Origin of the sequence: Bacteroides sp. D22 (assembly GCF_000163675.1) — a bacterium.
Taxonomy (GTDB): domain Bacteria; phylum Bacteroidota; class Bacteroidia; order Bacteroidales; family Bacteroidaceae; genus Bacteroides; species Bacteroides xylanisolvens.
The window spans coordinates 78,746-96,837 of sequence record NZ_GG774797.1 but is presented as its reverse complement, the minus strand read 5'-3'; the positions used below and the strand labels follow the sequence as shown (position 1 = coordinate 96,837).

Here is an 18,092-nt window from a genome sequence, read left to right as displayed (position 1 = left end):
ACGGTTTAGCGTTTAACACACATCGCTTCTACCAGTTCGTCTACTTTTTCTTTACCTACCAACAGGTCAACGATTGTCAAAGCAAATTCCATGGCAGCACCCGGTCCCATACCGGTAATGATGTTTCCATCACGTACGACGGGTTCATTTACACATTCTGCACCATCCAGATATTGTTCAAAACTCGGATAACAGGTAGCTTTCTTTCCTTTCAGCAGTCCCAGTTTACCCAATACCATCGGAGCAGCACAAATGGCCGCAATAGGTTTACCTTTTGCGGCAAAATCAAGAATCAATTTACGCAACCCTTCGTGCTTGTCAAGTGTGGCAGCTCCCGGCATTCCTCCCGGCAACAACAGCAGTTCAGCATCGAAAAAATCGCAATTCTCGAAGTTGATATCGCAAAGGACGGATACGTCATGTGCTCCCACTACAATTTCATCCGGTGTAACGGATACGATTTCTACATTAAGTCCGGCACGTCTCAACGTGTCAATAGCAGTAAAGGCTTCAATTTCTTCAAAACCATCTGCAAAAAAAGCGTATACAGTTCCCATAATCCTTTATATATTTGGTTAATGATACTATCTCAAGTTAAAATAATAGGTGATTGTCCCTGTCTGGTTATTCACCCCATCTATCGTATTAAAACGGGCTTTCTTCGCTGCGTCCTCCGCTGCCTTACGCAAAGTGGAATTTACCGTATTCGTTTGAGGGCTAATACTGGTCGATATCACTTGCCCTGCAGGATTCACGGTGATATTCACCACTACACGTCCTTCTTCCTGCACATTATATACAGGCTTCGGCAAACTGCCCGTACCTAAAGAACGTCCGCCAAGGTCAAATGTTCCATAACCTCCGGTTCCGGTCTTCGCTCCGGTAGAAGAGTTTCCCTCCTTGCTACCTTCGGTTCCCGTACCACTAGCCGCTGTTCCTTTATTTCCTGTCATTTGCGCTCCCTTTCCAAACGCACCGGACACCCTCTTTCTGGCAGCTTCTTCGGCAGCCTTACGTTCACGTTCCGCTTTTTCTTCTGCCAGCCGTTTCGCTTCCGCAGCTTTTTCGGCTTCCGTTTTCTCCGGCTTCTTCACCGGTTCTTTCGGCTTGACCACCTCTTTAGGTTTCACCGTTTCTTTTTTCGGTTCTTCCGTCTTAGGTTTCAGAGTTACTGTTTCCTCTTCAGTCTGCGTCAATAAATCCTGTTCCGAAGGAAGTTCCGGTGCTGTTTCCGCGGGTGCTGCCGCATCTTCATCCATGATATCCACGTCTACCAGAGAGGGATCATCGAAGCCACTCGCTGCGTCTACATTTCCCATCATTACAGGCACTCCGCCTGCATCTTCATCCGGTTGAGGGACAGTAAAGCTCACCAGAATCAAAAGAGCAATCACTGCCACATGCACCAACAGTGCACCCAGCGCTCCTATGTATTCACCCTTTTTTCTTCTGTCCATTGTTTCTTATTTATTTTCAGGCGGGCGTGTAGCCAACACCATCTTAAAATGATTCTCGTTTGCAATGTTCAATACCCTTACGATCTCACGGTAAGGTACCGATTCATCTGCATACAATGCCACGTACATTTCCGGCTCCTTCTCTGCGCAACTCTGCAAGAATGAAGTCAGATCGTTCAGCGCCACCGGCTGCTCTTTTTCATTGCCGAAAGCGGCATAGAAATTCAAGTCTTTATCGATAACCACTCTTGTCAGCGGTTTGGCCGAAGTCTGCTGCTTGCCTTGCGGCAACAGGACTTTGATGGCATTGGGCGACACCACCGTAGAGGTTATCATAAAGAATATCAGCAACAGGAAGATGACGTCCGTCATGGAAGCCATGCTGAAATTGGGCGATACTCTATTTCTTCTTTTTAATCCCACTTTGTTAGTGATTAAGGGTTAGTGATTAATAGGTTGGCATATCGATTCACTTTCCAGCCGGCTCGTTCAGCAAGTCCATGAACTCCATTGTACGAGATTCCATTTTATTTACCACACGGTCTACCAGCATCACCAGATAATTGTAGGCAAACATAGCAATGATACCGACAATCAGACCACCGACCGTAGTAATCATAGCTTCATAGATACCACCGGAAAGTAAAGTGATATCAATGTTTCCGCTTCCGGCATTCGCCATTTCGTAGAATGCACGTACCATACCGGTCACCGTACCGAGGAATCCAAGCATCGGAGCACCTCCGGAAATAGTTGCCATTACAGTCAATCCTTTTTCCAGCTTTGCCACTTCAATATTACCTACATTCTCAATAGCTACCTGTACATCGTTAATAGGACGTCCTAAACGGCTGATCCCTTTTTCTATCATACGTGCCGAAGGGGTGTTTATCGTACGGCAATAGTTAATAGCCGCTTTGATCTCACCGCTATGAATATAGTCTTTAATCCGCTCCATAAACATCGGGTCCTCTTTTCCTGCCTTACGAATCATGTAGTTACGTTCAAACAGGATATAAAAACAGACAACCGACAATACACCCAGCACAATCATAATCCATCCACCCTTGATAGCCATATCAAGCATGTTCATTTCAGGAGCGTTCACCTCCGTCAATACGGGGTTGGCAGTAGCCAGCGAGTCGGCCATATTCATAGCCCCTTGGGCTAACAAGATCATTGCATTCATGAGCGTAGACAGTTTTTATATTCCTGAATGGTACGTTCGAGTCCCAGATACAACGCATCGCTAATCAACGCATGTCCGATGGAGACTTCATCCACCCAAGGAATGTTTTTATAGAAATAATTTAAATTAACCAGACTCAAGTCGTGTCCGGCGTTCAATCCGATACCCAGTTTACGGGCAGTCTTTGCGGCTTCGATAAAAGGAGCGATGGCAGCTTCCGGATTCTTCGGATAGTTCGTTGCGTATGGTTCGGTATACAGTTCGACACGATCCGCTCCCGCTTTTGCCGCATATTCCACCATTTCAGGATCGGCTGCCACAAAAACGGAAGTACGAATACCGGCGCTGTTAAACTGATCGAGCACTTCAGTCAGGAATTCCAGATTTGCTTTGGTGTCCCAACCGGAATTAGAAGTAATTTGTGAAGGATCGTCGGGGACCAAAGTTACTTGATGAGGTTTAACTTTCAACACCAGGTCAATAAACTCCGGAGCGGGATAACCTTCGATATTAAATTCCGTGCGCAGCAAAGGGCGCAAATCATATACATCTGAACGACGAATGTGGCGTTCATCGGGACGAGGATGAACAGTGATACCGTCTGCACCAAAAGATTCACAATCAAGCGCTACCTTTACTACATCGGGAACATTTCCTCCGCGAGCATTCCTTAGCGTAGCAATCTTGTTTATGTTTACACTTAATTTAGTCATAGTTCTACGTTATATTTGCCGCAAAAATACAAATATTATTATTAGTTGCCTAATAATACGAAACGCATTATGGGTTCTTTTTTGGTTATTTAAAGTAGAAATCCAAGAAAAAATGCCAAATTTGCATCCTGAACTAATGATATTGCTTATGAAATTCGCCATTTTCGGAAATACTTATCAGGCTAAAAAGTCCTCTCATGCACTAAGGTTGTTCCAACTATTGAGAAGGCAGAAAGCAGAAATCTGTATGTGCAGGGACTTTTATCAATTCCTGACTACAGAGCTCAAAATGGACATTCATGCCGATCACTTGTTTGACGGAAATGATTTTGACGCTGATATGGTAATCAGTATCGGAGGCGACGGAACATTCCTGAAAGCTGCCCGCCGCGTAGGGAGAAAAGGAATTCCTATTTTGGGAATTAATACAGGCCGTTTGGGCTTTCTGGCAGATATTTCTCCCGAGGAGATGGAAGAAACGTTCGATGAAATCCAAGCCGGAAGATATAGTGTGGAGGAACGAAGCGTGCTTCAACTCATCTGTGACGAAAAACGTCTTCAGGATTCTCCTTATGCTCTCAATGAAATTGCAATTCTTAAACGGGACAGTTCGTCAATGATTAGTATCCGGACAGCTATTAATGGCGCGTATCTGAATACTTATCAAGCTGACGGGTTAGTTATTGCCACTCCAACAGGTTCCACAGCCTACTCTTTGAGTGTAGGAGGCCCGATCATCGTCCCTCATTCCAACACTATTGCCATCACTCCGGTAGCTCCGCATAGCCTCAACGTCCGTCCTATCGTTATCCGTGACGACTGGGAAATCACATTGGATGTGGAAAGCCGGAGCCATAATTTCCTCGTTGCTATTGACGGGCGAAGCGAAACCTGCAAAGAAACAACTCAACTCAAGATCCGCCGGGCAGATTATAGCATAAAAGTAGTCAAACGCTTCAATCATATCTTTTTCGATACACTCCGCAGCAAAATGATGTGGGGAGCGGATGGAAGACGATAGATGGGAAACTAATCTAACGTAAACGTCTGCGAACCAATCAGATTACCACCTTCGAAGATATCAACGCGATAGTTTCCGGCATATAAGAATTCTTCTACATCCCAGAATACATTCACGTTCTGTTCTTCTCCGTTATATTCAATATATTTCTTGATGGAGTAAACCAGTGTACGGTTTTCATAAGGGAAAGTATTGGATGCACTCTTGGTCAGTACATCATTATCGGGTTTGGTAATACGTATATAGATGGTACGTTCACCGTTTTCAGCAGTTATATTCTTCACGATTGTGAAACTGATAGCCAATTTCACCACATCTTTCACCTTCTTCGCCACTTTACCGCGTTTATTGCGTGGTTCGATACGAATATTAGTTGCATCGAGTTGTGCGGCTAACGTCACCTTCTTATCCAGATTTTTCTTTTCTTCGGAAAGGTTACTGATTTGTTGTGAAGCCTGATTATATTTTTGTGTTACTTCTGCAATGACCTGTTTCTGCTGTGCAGCCAGTTTATTTAGTGAATCAATCTGATTAATATAACCAACCATTACTTTACGTAAAGTAGCCAATTCTTTCTTTAAACGACGAATCTCTGTTGCATTCGAACTCTTCACAGTACGAAGTTCTTCTAATAGACGTTGGGTCTTTAACTGTTCCTGTTCTAACAATACTCCTAATGAGTCATTAGTAACCTTAAACTTCAATTCATCATATTCTTGCACAAAACGACTATATTCGTTTTCCAGATCTTCCTTATCCAATTGGAATTCCTGCACTAACTCCCGATTAGCTTTTTTTTCGGTAAACAATAAATAAGTAATACCAATAATAGCTATCACCAAGATAGCCACGGCCGCAATAAGAAGGCTTTTTTTACTCATAGTTTCAGTTGTGAATTGATAACGTGCGCAAAAGTAATCATTTCGCAACAGAAGTCAAGTATAAAAAGTGAGAGTTTTTGAAAAACTCCCGACTAATCTATGCAATTTTAATTTATTAACCAGTCAACCAGGCCGAACCGACAGACGCAAAGTACCCCGACTGATTCTCCTTTATGATCCTAAGCGGCCACTGACATTACCTGATCGAAGCATCCTTATTTGCGACTTTTACCTTGTTTACGTACTAGTTTTGAAGCAAATGGTACTTTAGCAAACAAGTATTGAAATTATTTTTTAATGAAGCGGTAGCCCGAGAAATAATATAGAATTCACCTAACGTACAAACGTATGTTATCTACCGTGTGAATGTCCGTTACCCACCGGGCGAGCATCAATAACCTACCAGACAAAAGGCGGTCATCTGCCGGACGAACAGTTCATGAGGGACACGAGAACAGAAACGACACCGACGAAGTGATCCAAACCGACAACGGCAGCAGCCAAAGCCATCTTCTCTGCCCAGTATTATTGCTGTTGTTTATAACAGAAATAATACTTTTACTTACTCTTCTTTACTTTACTCTTCTCTACTCTACTGGTTTTCATTGGGTTTTTCCCCTTTACTGGCGGGCGTTTCAGCGCTTTGTACCCCCCTCTCCGAACACCCTCGTTTTTGTATCGTTTTCGTTGTTTATTCTCCGCTTCTCTTCCACGCTTGCCAACGGCTTGTTCGACCACTTTTTTTTCATGATAGCCATCCATTCCGGAGAACTTAGACCTTTAACTAAAATTATTACGGAAAAATTTCTTTAATCAGGATTATCGTTGTAATTTTGTCGCGCTAAAAGATAAAACAAATTATCAACTTTTTAAATATATAGTATTATGTCAAAAGTAACCGTAGTAGGCGCAGGTAACGTAGGTGCTACATGTGCAAATGTACTTGCTTTTAATGAAGTAGCAGACGAAGTAGTAATGCTGGACGTTAAAGAAGGCGTTTCAGAAGGTAAAGCAATGGATATGATGCAGACAGCTCAATTGCTGGGTTTCGACACTACATTGGTAGGCTGCACTAACGACTATGCTCAAACCGCTAACTCTGACGTTGTTGTGATTACTTCAGGTATTCCTCGTAAACCGGGTATGACTCGTGAAGAGCTGATTGGTGTGAACGCTGGTATCGTTAAATCGGTAGCAGAAAACCTGTTGAAATATTCTCCTAACGCTATCATCGTTGTTATCTCTAACCCGATGGATACAATGACTTATTTGGCATTGAAAGCTTTGGGCTTGCCGAAAAACCGTGTGATCGGTATGGGTGGTGCTTTGGATAGCTCTCGTTTCAAATATTTCTTGTCTCAAGCTATCGGTTGCAACGCTAACGAAGTAGAAGGTATGGTTATCGGTGGTCACGGTGATACTACTATGATTCCTTTGACTCGTTTCGCTACTTACAAAGGTATGCCTGTAGCAAATTTCATCTCTGCCGAAAAACTGGAAGAAGTAGCCGCTGCTACAATGGTAGGTGGTGCTACACTGACTAAATTGCTGGGTACTTCTGCATGGTATGCACCAGGTGCAGCAGGAGCATTCGTAGTTGAATCTATCCTTCATGACCAAAAGAAGATGGTTCCTTGTTCTGTATTATTGGAAGGTGAATATGGTGAATCAGATCTTTGCATCGGCGTTCCTGTAATCCTTGGCAAGAACGGTATCGAAAAGATCGTTGAACTGAACCTGAACGAAGACGAAAAAGCCAAGTTCGCAGCTAGCGCAAAAGCTGTTCACGGAACGAACGCTGCTTTGAAAGAAGTAGGTGCTCTGTAATTAATCCCCTTACTTTATATATCAAGAAAGGCTGTTCTTCACTACGAGGAGCAGCCTTCTTTCTTTTCTACAGAATCCTACCCCACTATATTTTAAAAAAAGCTAATTCATTTTGCACTTTCAAGTAAAGCTCATACATTTGCATCGTTGTTTATGCAATTATTGTTTAAGTAAACAAGTTCAAAAAAACAGACTACTTCAATAAACAAATTACATGAGAACCGGGTTATTAAATATAGAAGTATCACCTTATTAATATGCAAGATGCGATGAAAAAAGTATTTCTTCTGACAATTCTGCTAAGTCTCACTTTCATAGGAAAAGCGCAGAACTTTCTAAGTCTGGATAGTTGCCGCGCATTAGCTCTTGCCAACAACAAAGATTTGTTGATAAGCAATGAGAAGATAAATGCTGCTCATTATCAACGAAAAGCTGCATTTACGAATTATTTGCCCAACTTCTCGGCAACCGGAGCTTACATGAGAAACCAGAAAGAGTTTTCATTATTAAACAATGACCAGAAAGCTACGCTTTCAGGATTAGGAACTAATCTGGCAGGCCCTATCCAACAGGCTGCAACCGAGATTGTAACAGCACATCCTGAATTAAAACCACTTATTGCTTCCTTAAGCGGAAAACTAGGAGCGGCTCTGCCTGCTCTCGACCAAGCAGGAAACTCTTTAGTGGATGCACTCCGCACAGACACCAGAAATGTCTATGCAGGCGCTATTACATTGACACAGCCTTTATATATGGGTGGAAAAATCCGGGCGTACAACAAAATAACAAAGTATGCCGAAGAGTTAGCTCAAGAACAACACCACGGTGGCATGCAGGAAGTAATCATGAGTACAGACCAGGCATATTGGCAAGTTATTTCGTTGGTTAATAAGAAGAAGTTGGCGGAAGGTTATTTAAAGCTCTTGCAACAGCTGGACGGTGATGTGGAAAAAATGATTAATGAAGGAGTAGCCACCAAAGCGGATGGCTTGTCTGTACGCGTCAAGGTGAATGAAGCAGAAATGACACTCACCAAAGTGGAAGATGGATTGAGCCTTGCCCGAATGTTGCTGTGCCAACTATGCGGTATTGATCTTAGCTCCCCCATCACGCTAGCAGATGAAAATATGGAAGATATTCCATTACTGACAACAGACCCTCATTTCGATTTATCTACCGCTTATGAGAATCGTCCGGAAATACGTAGTCTCGAATTAGCGACACAGATTTATAAACAGAAAGTAAACGTAACCCGTGCCGAACATCTTCCTTCTATCGCATTGATGGGGAATTATATGGTAACCAACCCTTCTGTCTTCAACAGCTTTGAAAACAAATTCAAAGGCATGTGGAATGTGGGAGTGATGGTACAGATACCTATATGGCACTGGGGAGAAGGTATTTATAAAACGAGAGCGGCAAAAGCCGAAGCCCGCATTGCACAATACCAGCTTCAGGACGCACGCGAAAAAATAGAGTTGCAAGTCAATCAAGCCGCTTTCAAGGTAAAGGAAGCAGGTAAGAAACTGGTTATGTCTTCCAAAAACATGGAAAAAGCGGAAGAGAATCTGCGCTATGCAACGCTTGGTTTTAAAGAGGGAGTGATTGCCACCAGTAATGTTCTTGAAGCACAAACGGCATGGCTGTCCGCTCATTCAGAAAAGATTGACGCACAAATAGATGTGAAGTTAACAGAAATCTATCTGAAGAAATCTCTGGGAACACTGAAATAAATAAAAAGCAGAAAAATAAAGTAAAGAATCCAATCAGAAACAACCCAATCCCTAACCAACTCACAATCCATAAAACATAAATCATAAATCATAATTCATAAATCATATGGCACCTATAAAATCACAAAACAGCAATATGCTGCTTGCATTCCTTACTCTACTGGGAGTTATTGCAATCGTTGCAGTCGTTGGCTTCTTCATGCTTCGCAAAGGTCCTGAAATCATACAGGGACAGGCTGAAGTTACCGAGTATCGCGTTTCGAGCAAAGTTCCGGGACGTATATTGGAATTTCGCGTGAAAGAAGGACAAAGTGTCAATGCCGGAGATACGCTGGCCATTTTGGAAGCTCCTGACGTAGTGGCAAAAATGGAACAGGCACGTGCTGCCGAAGCTGCCGCACAAGCACAAAACGCAAAAGCAATCAAAGGCGCACGTGAGGAACAAATCCAGGCGGCATACGAAATGTGGCAAAAAGCCCAAGCAGGCGTCACCATTGCCGAAAAATCATATCAACGTATAAAGAATCTCTATGAGCAGGGAGTAATGCCTGCACAGAAATTGGATGAAGTTACTGCGCAACGGGATGCAAGCATTGCTACAGAGAAAGCAGCCAAAGCGCAATATACCATGGCAAAGAACGGAGCGGAACGTGAAGACAAGATGGCCGCGGAAGCTTTGGTAAACCGGGCTAAAGGTGCTGTTGCCGAAGTAGAATCGTACATAAAGGAGACTTATCTCATAGCTCCGGCTGCCGGAGAAGTTTCAGAGATTTTCCCGAAGGTAGGCGAATTGGTAGGTACTGGTGCCCCCATCATGAATATCGCCGAACTCAACGATATGTGGGTAACATTCAACGTACGCGAGGATCTGCTCAAGAACCTGACGATGGGTTCGGAATTCGAAGCAGTCATTCCTGCTCTGGATAATAAAAAGATCAAACTCAAAGTATATTATCTGAAAGACTTAGGGACTTATGCCGCTTGGAAAGCAACCAAAACAACCGGACAGTTCGACCTGAAAACATTCGAAGTGAAAGCTTCTCCGATAGAGAAAGTGGAAAACCTCCGTCCGGGTATGTCTGTCATCATTGACAAGTAATCATGAGAGAGAGAAAAAAGAAATATATAGCCCTGTGGCAGGTCATGCAAAGAGAGTGCCGGCGGTTGATTTCACGCCCGCTCTACCTCTTCTGTATGGTCATTGCCCCACTGTTTTGCTATATATTCTTCACCACCTTAATGGATTCGGGACTTCCCAAGGATCTTCCTGCAGGAGTGGTAGACATGGATGATTCGTCCACCTCCCGCAATATTGTCCGCAACCTGGATGCTTTTTCACAGACAGGGGTTGTAGCTCATTACAGTAATGTGACAGATGCACGTATTGCCATGCAAGAAGGAAAAATCTACGGATTCTTCTACCTTCCCAAAGGTTTATCGGCAGAGGCACAGAGCCAACGACAACCGACAATCTCCTTCTACACCAATTACTCCTATCTGATCGCAGGTTCTCTATTGTTCAGAGACATGAAAATGATGGGAGAACTCACTTCAGGAGCCGCTGCAAGGACCATGTTATATGCCAAAGGTGCAACAGAGGATCAGGCTATGGCATATCTGCAACCGATTGTTATCGATACACACCCACTGAATAATCCGTGGCTAAACTATTCGGTATACTTATGCAATACACTGATACCGGGAGTACTCATGCTATTAATATTTATGGTAACTGTCTATTCAATCGGTGTAGAAATCAAAGATCGTACGGCTCGCGAATGGTTACGAATGAGTAACAACTCCATTTATATTGCATTGGCCGGGAAGTTGCTTCCCCACACTGTAGTCTTTTTCATTATGGGTATATTCTATAATGTATACCTGTATGGATTCCTGCATTTTCCTTGCAACAGCGGTATATTTCCGATGATATTTGCCACGCTCTGTCTTGTACTGGCATCCCAATGTTGTGGTATTGTCATGATAGGAACCCTGCCGACTCTACGACTCGGATTAAGTTTTGCTTCCCTGTGGGGAGTCATATCGTTCTCCATTTCCGGATTTTCATTCCCGGTCATGGCTATGCATCCTGTTTTACAGGCTTTGAGCAATCTATTCCCGTTGCGGCACTATTTCCTTATTTACGTGGATCAGGCGCTCAACGGATATAGTATGGCTTACTCATGGACCAACTATATGGCACTATTAATATTCATGATGCTCCCCTTCTTCGTGGTTCACCGCCTGAAGGAAGCATTGGTTTACTATAAATATATACCCTAAATGAAAGATATAAAATTAAAAGATAAGATAGCTCAAGGCATCAATGACCTGTTTTATATCTGGAAACGGGAGTTTCAGACAACTTTCCGCGACCAGGGGGTACTGATATTCTTTATACTCGTCCCGTTAGGTTATCCGTTGCTATATAGTTTCATCTATGATAACGAAGTAGTGCGTGAAGTTCCTGCTGTTGTTGTAGATGATTCACATTCATCTCTTAGCCGCGAATATCTCCGCAAGGTAGATGCTACGCCCGATATTCAAATCGTCTCCTACTGTGCCGATATGGAAGAAGCTAAACAAATGCTGAAAAACCGGCGTGCATACGGCATCATTTATATCCCTTCGGATTTCAGCGACAATATTGCCAAAGGAAAACAGACACAAGTCAGTATCTATTGCGACATGAGCGGATTGTTATACTATAAATCGATGCTTCTTGCCAACACTGCCGTTTCTCTGGATATGAACAGGGATATCAAAATTGCACGTAGCGGAAACACGACCGACCGTCAGGATGAAATCACTGCTTATCCGATAGAATATGAAGAAATCTCCATCTTCAACCCCACTGCCGGGTTCGCCGCTTTCCTGATTCCTGCTGTATTGGTATTGATTATCCAACAGACATTATTGCTCGGCATCGGTCTCGCTGCAGGAACTGCTCGTGAGAACAACAGATTTAAGGATCTTGTACCTATTAATCGTCACTATAACGGGACGTTACGAATTGTATTAGGAAAAGGATTGAGTTATTTCCTAGTTTATATATTGGTAGCTTTCTACGTACTTTATGTCGTTCCAAGATTGTTTAGCCTCAACCAAATTGGGCAACCCAGTTCATTAATATTATTCGTTGTCCCCTATCTTGCGGCTTGTATCTTCTTTGCGATGACAGCTTCTATTGCCATTCGCAATCGGGAGACGTGTATGCTGATTTTTGTATTCACATCAGTCCCCCTGTTATTTATTTCAGGAATTTCCTGGCCGGGAGCAGCTATTCCTCCGTTTTGGAAGTATGTATCCTACATCTTCCCCTCAACGTTTGGAATTAACGGCTTTGTAAAAATCAACAATATGGGAGCCACTCTTAGTGAAGTAGCTTTTGAATATAAGGCTTTGTGGTTGCAAGCCGGCATTTATTTCCTGACCACCTGTTGGGTATACCGCTGGCAAATACTGATGAGTCGCAAACATGCAATAGAGAGATACAAAGAATTAAAAGAGAAAGCAAACTTATCCAAGCAGATAAGTGATTAATGAGTAAGAATTACAAGAGAGAGAATTAACGGTGTATCCTTTCAATGGGATATGCCGTTTTTTCAAATAAGAACATGAAAATCCCCCGTTCCAAGAGAGTATAGAACGAGGGATTTTAGAGATATTATAAAGAGAGTATAATAAGTTTAGAACTTGTAACCTACACCGATAGAGAAGTTCATGTTCTTCGGTGCACCGTCACCATCAGCCAATTTAGCCAAACCAAATTCTCCTGATAAGTCAATAAAGAATTTATTAATTTCATAAGCAACGCCTACACCGAGACCTGCATCAAATCTTTTTGCTCCAAATTGATCATCACCGTCACCAAAGAAATCAATTTTTTCATCACCAATTTTACACTTACCAGCAATACCAAATGCAAAATAAGGACCAGCTTTCACTACAATATTCTGGTTATCAGCAATTGCAAATCTTGCAGCAGCCAATACCGGAATCTCCAAATACATTGGATTCATTTTCACTTCATCCTGTTTAGCACCTTTTTGAGTGAACATCAACGAAGGTTGAATAGACCACATATCAGAGAACTGATATTCCATGCCAACGCCTACATTGAATCCAATCCTCATGTCAGTATCCATATCCCCAGTAAAGTTACTCATGTTCATACCAACTTTGGCATTCCAAGAAATCTGAGAATAAGAAACGATAGAAACAAGTGCAAATAGCACAAAAATCAAACCTTTTTTCATATCATTCATTTTTTAGTTTGCCTTCCTCTTCCCTTTGGTTGGCATTGTTAGTTAATAGTTCTGTTTGAAGTGTGGGGAATTATTCGCAACCGGTTAAAGTATTGAAACACACCCTTCCGTATTTAACGTATGTTTTGTAGCCGCAAATATATTTCATTTATTTTATATAAAAAAATCCTTGATAGTCTATTTTTTGCATAAAGGTTATTAAAGAGTGACTATATAGAAAAAAATAATGTTCATCCGGTCTTTTTTTATGCTTAAATAATTTCCGAATAACAATGCAATTAAAATATTCTTGCAAGATTTATACATTTACAATTATTAACCGACTAGCTATTGCTTGTTTACGAAATATTCGTAGATTTGCGAAGTATTCGTAATTAAACAACATCTCCATGGAAAAGTTAACTATACAAGAAGAAGAAGTAATGATCTACATTTGGGAGTTACAATGCTGTTTCGTAAAAGACATTGTTGCAAAGTATACGCAACCGGCACCTCCTTATACCACAGTAGCATCTATCGTAAAGAACCTCGAGCGGAAAGGATATGTCACACCGAAACGTGTGGGTAATACCTACCAATATACTCCTGCCATTCGCGAAAATGAATATAAACGCCATTTTATGAGTGGCGTAGTTCGTAACTACTTTGAGAACTCTTACAAAGAAATGGTTTCTTTCTTTGCCAAAGACCAGAAAATTTCGACCGATGATCTCAAAGATATTATCGAACTCATTGAAAAAGGAAAAGAAAATTAATAGAAAACATTCATCACCATGACTCCGGAACTAGCTTATTTTCTAAAGATAAATGTAGCGATAGCTCTGTTCTATGCATTCTATCGGTTGTTTTTCCATAAAGACACCTTCTTCCATTGGCGTAGGATGGCTTTGCTATGTTTCTTTGCCATCTCCATGCTTTATCCCCTATTGAATATTCAGGGATGGATAAAAGCTCACGAACCGATGGTGGCAATGGCAGATCTTTATGCAACCATCCTGCTGCCGGAGCAAGTTGTGACTCCTACACAAGAGACTGTCATAAATTGGCAAGAGGTTATCATGCAGTTCGCTAAAATTATTTATTGGAGCGGAATGTTATTACTTACCGCACGTTTCTTCGTACAACTGGGTAGCATCATCCGATTGCATTTCCAATGCTCAAAAAGCAATATACAAGGAGTACGCGTACATCTATTAAAAAAAGAAACAGGTCCTTTTTCTTTCTTCCACTGGATATTCATACACCCGCAATCACATACGGAATCTGAAATCAGTGAAATCATTACGCATGAAGAGACACATGCCCGTCAATACCACTCGGTGGATGTACTTTTCAGCGAAATAATGTGCATATTCTGCTGGTTCAACCCATTTATCTGGTTAATGAAACGGGAAGTCAGAGGAAACCTCGAATACATGGCAGACCATCGTGTATTAGAGACGGGACATGATAGCAAATCATACCAGTACCACTTATTGGGACTGGCACATCACAAGGCTGCAGCAAATTTATCAAATAGTTTCAATGTTTTACCACTCAAAAATCGTATTAAAATGATGAATAAACGAAGAACGAAAGAAATAGGAAGAACAAAATATCTGATGTTTCTTCCCTTGGCTGCCATCTTGATGATTGTCAGTAACATCGAAATGGTAGCACGTACTACTGAAAAATTTGCAAAAGAAATGATGGGACAAATAACAGAAGAAGTTGCCATGCAAGCTGAAACCACAAATATTCCCGAACTTTCTACAAGAGAAATGCAAGAAATCACTCTTCCGCAAGGTACAAAAGAAAAGGAAGTAACGGAAACACAAATCAAGAGTGTACCGGATTCTGTTGTTTTTCAGGTTGTAGAAGAAATGCCGGATTTTCCGGGAGGGATGAAGGCATTGATGGATTACTTGTCGAAAAATGTCAAATATCCGGCTGAAGCACATGCAATCGGTGCACAAGGACGTGTAATTGTAAGCTTTACTGTTAAAAAGGACGGAAGTATAGCCGACACAAAAGTAGAACGAAGTGTCAATCCGTATCTCGACAAAGAAGCCATGCGTGTCATTGCTGCCATGCCTAAATGGCAACCTGGAAAACAAAGAGGGGAAGCAGTAAATGTAAGATTTACAGTTCCCGTTGCTTTCAGACTATCCGATCCCCCCACCCCCAAAGCGGAAGAGATCAAGCAGTCTGATCTGGACGAAGTAGTTGTAGTGGGATACGGTCCACAGGAAGATTCAACTCCCGGTGCAGTAGGTGTGAAAGGAGAAAACGTAGATCAGGCTTTCACTGTAGTAGAAACAATGCCCAAATTCCCGGAGGGACAAGCCGGGTTGATGCGTTATCTTGCTAGAAGTATCAAATATCCTGTCATTGCTCAAAAAAACAAAGAACAAGGCAGGGTAATCATACAAATGATTATCGGAACAGACGGTAGTTTGTCAAACGTAAAAGTATTACGCAGCGTATCTCCGTCACTGGATGCAGAAGCCATCCGTGTAGTGGGAAACATGCCTAAATGGGAACCGGGAATGCAAAAAGGACAGGCTGTTCCTGTTAAGTATACCCTCCCTATCACGTTCCGGTTACAATAAATAACTTCCCCGATACCGCTCCCTTTCCTCATCGGTGAGGAACGGGGCGTTCATCGGTGGGGGAACCTTCTCCTCCCCGGTGCCGGACATATCTTTCCCCGGTGCCGTAAAAAGTCATTTCTTTTTCAGCTTTTTGCAAGGATAGTTATAAAAAGATCCTTATATTTGTTCGTGTAATAAAACATTATTCACATGAAAAGATTCGCATGGATTATCGGTTTAATATTCTGCACAATCTGCACCATACAAGCCAAAGACAGAGTTATCGAGCGGCCTCCTTTTCTAGCATGGAGCTCCAATAGTATTGAGATTGATAAAATTGTCATGAGTGATACCGTGACAACAGTGTATATAAAGGCTTTTTATCGTCCGAAATACTGGATTAAAATAGCAACGGGCAGTTTTCTGAAAGATAATAATGGAATGCTTTATCCCATCCGAAAGGGAGTTGGAATCACATTGGATAAGGAATTCTGGATGCCGGAATCGGGAGAAGCGGAGTTTCAACTCTTATTTCCCCCAATACCTGAAAATGTAACCAGTCTGGATTTCTCGGAAGGAGACTTCGACGGGGCCTATAAGATATGGGGAATACAATTAGACAAAGATACATTCTATAAACAAAAACTTCCCAAAGAAGCAGTCGTACACAAAATAAATAAGAAAGCGATATTGCCTACTCCAAAGTTGGTTTATGGGACTGCTACACTTAAAGGAAAAATACTGGACTATCAAAAAGAGATGATGCAACAAATGAAGATGCATATAGAAAGTCCTGCATTGAATGTCCACAACGAACAGAATATCATAAAGATCAAAGAAGACGGCACTTTTCAGGCGGAGGTCAAAGTAGCGTCCGTTACAAGTGTAGCATTAGAACTTCCTTTTGGCTGGATCGAGTGTCTGATAGCTCCCAACGAAGAGACATCGCTCATCATCAATACAAAGGAACTATGCCGTAGACAGGCGCATCTGCAAAAAAAGGATAAAACGTATGGAGAACCTGTATACTTTAATGGTTATCTGGCTAGTCTGCAACAAGAATTAGCTTCCGTAGATATAGATATTGTATTGAAAAGCGTTTATTACATGGATATGTACAACGACATTGCCGGGAAAAGCGCAGATGAATACAAGGCTTATGTATTGGAGCGTCTTCCATCCATTCGAAAAGAAATTGCACAATCCCCATACAGCAATGCGTGTAAAGAGCTATTAAATATTCAGGTAGATCTGGCAGCGACTGGTAAAATCGCCATGACGGAGAGAGAACTAAAATCAGCATATATCACTGTTAATAAACTGAATAAAGAACAGACCGACGACTATTTCTACAATACCCGCATTGATATTCCTACAGGATACTATGACATATTGAAAGAGTTCACTTCTATCAACACTCTGAAAGCGCTATACGGTAAATATTACGCATCAACAATATACTTGATAAGTTTTCTGCCAAATTCTTTAGATGTACTTAAAGAGACACTGGGAACGGGACAGGGACCCTTATTCGATAACATTAAATTTAATAAGCTGTATCAATCCATAAAGGATTTTACCCCGTTAACAACAGAGCAGAATGCCGAACTAAAAACTTTTTCTTCCCCGGCATACGCAGAGATGCTTACCCAAACGAACAAAGAAATAATAAAGAAAATAGAATTAAACAAAAGAAAGACAGGCTTCACTGTAAACGAGACGGGACAAGTCTCCAATGAGGACTTATTCCCATCCATTATCTCTAAATTCCGTGGACACACGTTGTTAGTCGATTTTTGGGCAACTTGGTGTGGCCCTTGTCGCACAGCCAATAAAGCCATTACTCCAATGAAAGAGGAATTAAAAGACAAGGATATTATCTACCTCTACATCACAGGCGAAACTTCACCCAAAGGCACTTGGGAAAATATGATTACCGACATTCATGGTGAGCATTTCCGTGTGACAAATGAACAATGGAGTTTTCTGATGTCCAGCTTCAATATCCGGGGAGTTCCCACTTATTTTGTTGTTGATCCGGAGGGTAATATCACCTTCAAACAAACTGGATTTCCCGGAGTAGACACCATGAAAAAAGAGCTTATGAAAGCTTTGAATAAGTAATTCGAACGTTAAAAAGATAGTGACGGTATATGCTTAGGATAGTGACGGTATATGATAATGATACCGTCACTATTTCTATCGGATAGCGTCACTATCTTGTAGAGGAAAATCCGCCAACAACAATTGCTATATAAGTATGTCATCATAATTAGTTTATATAATATATTTAGGCACGGATTACGCGGATTATAATATAAGATTATTTTGCAAGAATACGTAATCCTAAAAATCAATAAATAAACGAGCCTCCATAGTCTTTGAAAAGACTACAGAGGCTCGTTTTATATCCTATGGATAACTTACTGC

16 protein-coding genes are annotated in these 18,092 nt (G+C 41.7%); 9 read left to right on the top strand and 7 right to left on the bottom strand.

What is annotated here, in order from left to right; translation table 11 throughout:
• Nucleotides 1–5: 5 nt before the first annotated feature.
• Genes HMPREF0106_RS20990 through HMPREF0106_RS21010 form a run of 5 tightly spaced genes read right to left on the bottom strand, consistent with a single transcriptional unit; the run spans nt 6 to nt 3,359 of the window.
• A complete protein-coding gene (locus tag HMPREF0106_RS20990; RefSeq protein ID WP_008020485.1) occupies nt 6–557 on the bottom strand; it encodes a DJ-1 family glyoxalase III in 552 nt (183 codons plus the stop codon).
• Between the two features lie 27 nt (nt 558–584).
• Nucleotides 585–1,457, bottom strand: a complete 873-nt coding sequence (locus HMPREF0106_RS20995; protein ID WP_008020484.1) for a cell envelope integrity protein TolA — start codon at nt 1,455–1,457, stop codon at nt 585–587.
• Between the two features lie 6 nt (nt 1,458–1,463).
• Nucleotides 1,464–1,880, bottom strand: a complete 417-nt coding sequence (locus HMPREF0106_RS21000; protein ID WP_004305499.1) for an ExbD/TolR family protein — start codon at nt 1,878–1,880, stop codon at nt 1,464–1,466.
• A gap of 46 nt (nt 1,881–1,926) precedes the next feature.
• Nucleotides 1,927–2,646 (bottom strand): MotA/TolQ/ExbB proton channel family protein, encoded by a 720-nt coding sequence (locus HMPREF0106_RS21005; protein WP_008020483.1) that lies wholly within the window; start codon nt 2,644–2,646, stop codon nt 1,927–1,929.
• On the bottom strand, nt 2,643–3,359 hold the full coding sequence (locus HMPREF0106_RS21010; protein WP_004307837.1) for a pyridoxine 5'-phosphate synthase: 717 nt from the start codon (nt 3,357–3,359) through the stop codon (nt 2,643–2,645). The genes HMPREF0106_RS21005 and HMPREF0106_RS21010 overlap by 4 nt, the downstream gene beginning before the upstream one ends.
• 112 nt (nt 3,360–3,471) lie before the next feature.
• Here HMPREF0106_RS21010 and HMPREF0106_RS21015 point away from each other — a divergent pair, with 112 nt between their 5' ends.
• The gene (locus tag HMPREF0106_RS21015) at nt 3,472–4,380 is read left to right on the top strand and encodes an NAD kinase (protein WP_009038992.1); all 909 of its coding nucleotides are present in this window, start codon (nt 3,472–3,474) and stop codon (nt 4,378–4,380) included.
• Nucleotides 4,381–4,388: 8 nt separating this feature from the next.
• Here the strand turns inward: HMPREF0106_RS21015 and HMPREF0106_RS21020 are convergent, their stop codons facing one another.
• Nucleotides 4,389–5,261, bottom strand: a complete 873-nt coding sequence (locus tag HMPREF0106_RS21020; RefSeq protein ID WP_008020481.1) for a hypothetical protein — start codon at nt 5,259–5,261, stop codon at nt 4,389–4,391.
• Between the two features lie 885 nt (nt 5,262–6,146).
• Between HMPREF0106_RS21020 and mdh the strand changes: the two genes are divergently transcribed.
• The 5 genes from mdh to HMPREF0106_RS21045 all read left to right on the top strand — a co-directional run bounded on the left by mdh (nt 6,147) and on the right by HMPREF0106_RS21045 (nt 12,364).
• Entirely contained in the window at nt 6,147–7,088 is a 942-nt protein-coding gene (mdh, locus tag HMPREF0106_RS21025; RefSeq protein ID WP_004297234.1) for a malate dehydrogenase, read from the top strand.
• Between the two features lie 269 nt (nt 7,089–7,357).
• Nucleotides 7,358–8,821, top strand: coding sequence for a TolC family protein (locus HMPREF0106_RS21030; protein ID WP_008020478.1), 1,464 nt, complete (start codon nt 7,358–7,360; stop codon nt 8,819–8,821).
• Nucleotides 8,822–8,927: 106 nt separating this feature from the next.
• Nucleotides 8,928–9,920 (top strand): HlyD family secretion protein, encoded by a 993-nt coding sequence (locus HMPREF0106_RS21035; protein ID WP_008020477.1) that lies wholly within the window; start codon nt 8,928–8,930, stop codon nt 9,918–9,920.
• 2 nt (nt 9,921–9,922) lie between these two features.
• The gene (locus HMPREF0106_RS21040; RefSeq protein ID WP_004307832.1) at nt 9,923–11,104 is read left to right on the top strand and encodes an ABC transporter permease; all 1,182 of its coding nucleotides are present in this window, start codon (nt 9,923–9,925) and stop codon (nt 11,102–11,104) included.
• Complete coding sequence (locus tag HMPREF0106_RS21045) at nt 11,105–12,364, top strand: ABC transporter permease (protein ID WP_004297229.1); 1,260 nt, start codon at nt 11,105–11,107, stop codon at nt 12,362–12,364.
• Nucleotides 12,365–12,510: 146 nt separating this feature from the next.
• Here HMPREF0106_RS21045 and HMPREF0106_RS21050 read toward each other — a convergent pair whose 3' ends face one another.
• Entirely contained in the window at nt 12,511–13,080 is a 570-nt protein-coding gene (locus tag HMPREF0106_RS21050; RefSeq protein WP_004314733.1) for a porin family protein, read from the bottom strand.
• 398 nt (nt 13,081–13,478) lie between these two features.
• On the opposite strand from HMPREF0106_RS21050, the gene HMPREF0106_RS21055 reads away from it, so the two are divergent.
• The 3 genes from HMPREF0106_RS21055 to HMPREF0106_RS21065 all read left to right on the top strand — a co-directional run bounded on the left by HMPREF0106_RS21055 (nt 13,479) and on the right by HMPREF0106_RS21065 (nt 17,786).
• Complete coding sequence (locus HMPREF0106_RS21055; protein WP_004305524.1) at nt 13,479–13,844, top strand: BlaI/MecI/CopY family transcriptional regulator; 366 nt, start codon at nt 13,479–13,481, stop codon at nt 13,842–13,844.
• Between the two features lie 18 nt (nt 13,845–13,862).
• Nucleotides 13,863–15,680, top strand: coding sequence for a M56 family metallopeptidase (locus tag HMPREF0106_RS21060; protein WP_009038990.1), 1,818 nt, complete (start codon nt 13,863–13,865; stop codon nt 15,678–15,680).
• Between the two features lie 192 nt (nt 15,681–15,872).
• Nucleotides 15,873–17,786 carry a TlpA family protein disulfide reductase gene (locus tag HMPREF0106_RS21065; RefSeq protein ID WP_004307827.1) on the top strand — a complete coding sequence of 638 codons (1,914 nt, stop codon included), beginning with the start codon at nt 15,873–15,875 and terminating at the stop codon, nt 17,784–17,786.
• The last annotated feature ends 306 nt before the right edge of the window (nt 17,787–18,092 follow it).